Raw genomic sequence first — 4,888 nt, 5'->3', positions numbered from 1 at the left:
ATCTCAGTCAATAAATCTTGGGTTATTTGTAAAAAACCATAACGGGCATTAGTAAATTTATCTTTTCTCTCTTCATAAACAGCGGGTTGTTCCACGTCGGCGACATTGTATTGATTTCTTTTAAAATCAACTTCATAATAACTTGAAATTCCACTGTGTTGGGTATATTTAATGTTTGTTAAGTAAAATTCTTGTGCACTTACATCAAGTCCAAGCACTACAGCGTTTTTATCATAGGTATATTCAATGTAGTTGCCATAAGGATCTTCTTGGCGTTGCAAAGCCCAATGTGCGATATTGCCTTCCTCATCTTTTATTACAGCGGTTTCAACCACACCACCTTGATTTCCTCCATAGAAACTTATGTTGCCAAACTTGTCTGTGACTTCCCACCAATAGTTTGTGGGACCTGTACCTTTGCGAATAACTGATAAATAGGATCCTTCTTTTCTTAAATAAAATTGTTTGTCACCAGTAATACGGGCAATATCATCTGTGACTCGATGGGGAGCAGTAAATTCATCATTGTGTTTGAAAACCAAATCCTGCCCGCTCAAGCTATACAATTCAGTTTCAGTATTCAAATCAAAGAGCGGTACACCCCATTTAGTGTTAACAGTTAATGCAGGTACTTGAATATCCCATCCCATTCCCATCCATCCGTTGCCACCCTCACTATTATACGATACTTCTAAAGACGGCTGCATACCGTTTCTGCCGGGCGGTAACTTAATTGGAAAAGAAGTCCCTGCTGCTCCTAAATTATTTGGCGATGGAGGCGGGATGCTTACAACACCGGCGGATGGGTTTGCAAAATCAATATCACTCATAGTAGTAGGGACAAAACTGGACGTTTCTGGATTTTCAGGCACTTTAATGATGCCATTGATATAATCTGTTTCACCTCCCGGGTCAACCATCATCGATACAACACTGTTTGTTTCTCGATTAATTGATTCAAATGGTAATGCCTTCCAGTTGCGGGCATCAGCATCATAATAATAAGTGCGGATATCTTGACTGCTATACCCATCAGGAACCAATGTTTCATCAAAATTGAGATGCAACTCCATCAAAGCATTAGCATCTATTTCAGAGCCTTTAATCCTGTATGCATCATGAATACCTGATGTTACATTAATCAAATCCTGATTCAAGGGTTTTAAATCTTTGAAATTTAAACCCTTAACTGATAAAGCAGCATTTTCACTATAAACAGCTTCACTTGTTTTCACAATTTTTAAAGATTGAAACTGTAGGCCAGTCTCTAATGTATTCAAAGAAAGTTGTTGGTTTTGAGTCAATTCTTCATCTTCAAAAATAATTTCCTCTAAAACAACATGCTCACCCTCACTGGGATACTCAATAGCTTTTGTGATTTGTGAATCTTGATAATAAATAGCAAGGCTTTTATCGGTTGGTTTTAAATTCAATACCTTGTCGATGATCCCATTTTTAACCTCTAAAGTTTCTCCCGAAATTTGGATGCTTTCCTGATTATTTATTGACGAAGTACCAGTTATGTATATTTGACTGCTGTTGTGAGTTACTTTTACAGAAACTTTGAATGGCTCGTCTTTTTTCTCTATGAATGAAAGTTTTAAGTTTTTTACAAAGTAGGTGTATGGAACATCTGTTCGCCTGGTAAAGAAAATCTCATTAACCCCTTTTTTTAAGTGGCTTCGGTGCAATTCCTCTTCAACTTCTTTCCATTCATTATCTTTGGTGATAACCTTCCCGCCAAAAGACTCCATCCCGTTAATGCTTTTAGTGGTATTTGAAGCATCACTTAACCCATATAAATCATATGATAATATTACATCATACTCCTGGATGGAAATATTTTCAGGTACAAATACATTAAAATAATTGTCATGAGGGTTCTCAGGATAGAATACCTCTTCAATTCCAATTTTACCTTGATTCTCTTCCGCATAGAATACTAATTTTTCTTTTAAATCTTTATGGGCCACGTTTGGTTGAATGCTTTCTTTTTGATTTTCTGTTTCAGATTCCAAAACTGTTTTGACTGATTCATTAGAATGTCCAATTTCAACCTCTTTTACAGTGTAATCACTATGTTTGATATCAGTAGACTCCTTTTTTGACTCAATAACCTTAGAAGGTTTTTCTTTAATTGAAGAATTAGTGATAAAATTTAAAAGATTCATTGAATGGGAGCTTCGCTGTTCAATAAGAAGGTTTGAACTAGCCCTCTGAACAGGTTCAGCAAATACAATTATATTACTCATTAGGCCGGCAATCAAAAAAGTTGTGTATCCGGGTTTTCTCAATGTTTTAAACAAATTAAATGGCATAAGGGGTTGGTTTTGTTATTTAATAATTACTCTGTCAACAAGTACGGTTCCGTCTGTTGTGGTGGTTCTAATAAAATAGGTGCCTGATGTAGAAATTGAATAAGGCAGGGTAAACTGATTGTTCCCATCAATACTATTGGAATAAATCAGTTGACCGGTTACACTAAATACCTCAACAGTGCCACCAAAATTTAAATTAGAACTTACCTCATAATAAAAAGTTACTTCTGTATTCCCCGGATTAGGGTATATAAGCGAATTGTATTCTTTAGGCGTTGGGTTCTCGATTAGAATAGGACACCATGCTTTGGTTGCAAAAATTTGTGAAGTACTACATCCTGTTAAAGGATCTGATACAACCACAGTGTATACATAATTATTGTTGCAAGCATTATTGTTTAGATAGTCTATTGAACACCTTCCACTATATTCAAATGAAATTTGGGGTGAGTTTGATATTAATTCATCCCATATATACCATTCATAAACAACATTAGGGTTGTTTTGAATTAAAACTGAAGCGTCAAGAGTAAAGTTTGTTAAAGACGGGCAGGGAGCATCAAAAAATGGAATATTGTTGGGGCACTGGGTAGTGCCTAATTGACATGCTGATCCTGAACAGTTTTCACAAATATCAATTAACTGGCTGTAAATGTCTAAATCCAAATTAAAGCCAGAGGAGGTGTAATCAATTAGTTCTTGATAGACTTCACCGTCTCCATTTTGATCAGTAACTGTAATTAAATATTCGTCAAAATCTAAGTCCGAAATTGTGTAATCTCCTCCATGAGTAAAAGTGTAGCTAGATCCTAAACTCCCCTCTATAGTGGTATAATATCCGGAATAACCAAAATCAATAAGGATATTTAAATAATTTAAATTAGAACTGCATGATACATTGGTTTCTATGGTTACTTCCAGAATATATTCAATTACGATACTCGCTTCCATCTCACAGTCACTTTCAGTATCTACCACAATAACAGTATACAACCCAGGGGTGTCTACTAATAGTTCAGAAGTCGTATTTGAAAGCAGCTCATTTTCATGAAACCATGAGTAACTGTAATTGGGATTTGTGCCAAAAACTTGAGTTGCATCTAGTAGTACAGTAGGCTGTGATGAACTTAATGGTGGAACAGGGCCAAAATTCGGACTATTGGTAAAACTGGGTTCTATGGTAAGCGCTTCTTGAAAACTTGATCCCATTGAGTCACTCACAGTAATTAAATAATCACCAATGGGTATTCCATAATGTATTAAATCATTTTCATGAATTAAAGTAACATCATAATCATTATCTATACCTAAAATATGTGTTGAGTAATTGGGCACCCCTTCTATTATTTCAACTTGTAGATAGCTTTGTTCTTCACTGCACAAATAATTGTAGTCTATTAATCCATTAAGTTGTAGACCTAGATTGATATCATCCTCAAGTCTGCAAGCCATATTTGATGTAGTTACAATTACTTTGTAATTTCCGGCCTCAGTTGCCCATAAAGTACTGTCATAATGAGCAAGTTCTTCACTATTAAAAAACCATTGATAAGTGGCATCAGGATCATTTATTCCAACTCCCGCATCTAATAAAATTTCTGTTTGAAATTTTGATCCGGCCCTAAGTCTAATGTATAATTTAAAGCATCGAGTGTAAAAGTATGATCTACAACATTAGTATTATTATCCTCAACCTCTACAGTATATTCTAAACCGGCACAAGCATTGGCAGTATAGGTGTGTGCCTCGTTAAGGTTTGTGAGTACAGGGTCAAATGTTACCGGGTAAGTAGTATCCGTTTCATCTGTTAAAGTGACAGTGTAAGAGGGCTCTCCTCCGGTTATTAAAATTTCAATATCAAAACACGTTCCTGTACATTGCCATTGTGAATATCGAACCTGAATAAGCATCTCAGGCCCAACTCCAAAAGTAAATTGATCAAAATTGTTCGTGTCTGGGTCAAAATATACTTCTTTGAAATGAGCATATACTTTACCGTTGGGCATTTCTTCCACATCAAATGATGGATAATACGCTACATTTCCGTTATCAAAATCTGATACAGTTCCATTGTTTACATAAGGATCGTGTAACATCCATACTTTAAATCCGCCCTGTAGTATTCTTCCGATATAACTAGCATCAAACACAGTAGTTAGTTCAACTCTTAAATGTATAGGTTCATTTCTAATTGAGTCACCGGTGGATTGGGCAAGCCAAACTCTGTTCAAATGTTGCAATCCTTGAGAATTGGGTTCATTTAAACCTGTTAACCCGTTGTCACCAAATACAAGGAAATTGTTATTAGCAATTGTCACACTATCCTGAACCATAACATTTGTTTCCATGATTTCGTGGGTGGCAGCTACTAGAAAATCGATTGCATGAACACTTTCACATTGTAGTTGATTAAGTCCCGAAATACTGTCCCTTCCAATCCCAAAAATTCTATTGCCAAACAAATCATTGTTTCCTTTATTCCAGTAAATTTTATTATCAGAGTCCCTGTAATGATCAGTATTCCATTTCGTAAATCCATATTTTAAAGATAGATATGATTCAACACGGTT

General features: G+C 35.6%; 3 protein-coding genes. All 3 read right to left on the bottom strand.

Features of this window, described 5'->3' with window-relative positions:
- The coding region (locus AACY61_RS08695; protein WP_339611185.1) for a SpvB/TcaC N-terminal domain-containing protein at positions 1-2,318 on the bottom strand (2,318 nt) is incomplete at its 3' end.
- Between the two features lie 15 nt (positions 2,319-2,333).
- On the bottom strand, positions 2,334-3,770 hold the full coding sequence (locus tag AACY61_RS08690) for a T9SS type A sorting domain-containing protein (protein WP_339611184.1): 1,437 nt from the start codon (positions 3,768-3,770) through the stop codon (positions 2,334-2,336).
- A 134-nt stretch (positions 3,771-3,904) separates the two neighbouring features.
- Positions 3,905-4,888 (bottom strand): hypothetical protein (locus AACY61_RS08685; RefSeq protein WP_339611183.1); only part of this gene is annotated, 984 nt, incomplete at its 5' end.

It is taken from the genome of uncultured Planktosalinus sp. (genome assembly GCF_963973675.1).
GTDB lineage: Bacteria > Bacteroidota > Bacteroidia > Flavobacteriales > Flavobacteriaceae > Planktosalinus.
The sequence above is the reverse complement of the archived record's forward strand: the minus strand, read 5'-3'. Positions and strand labels throughout refer to the sequence as shown.

Bases quoted from the DNA above. Each gene is read 5' to 3' on its own strand.
- AACY61_RS08690 (WP_339611184.1), bottom strand. From the start codon at position 3,770: ATGGCTTGCAGACTTGAGGATGATATCAATCTAGGTCTACAACTTAAT.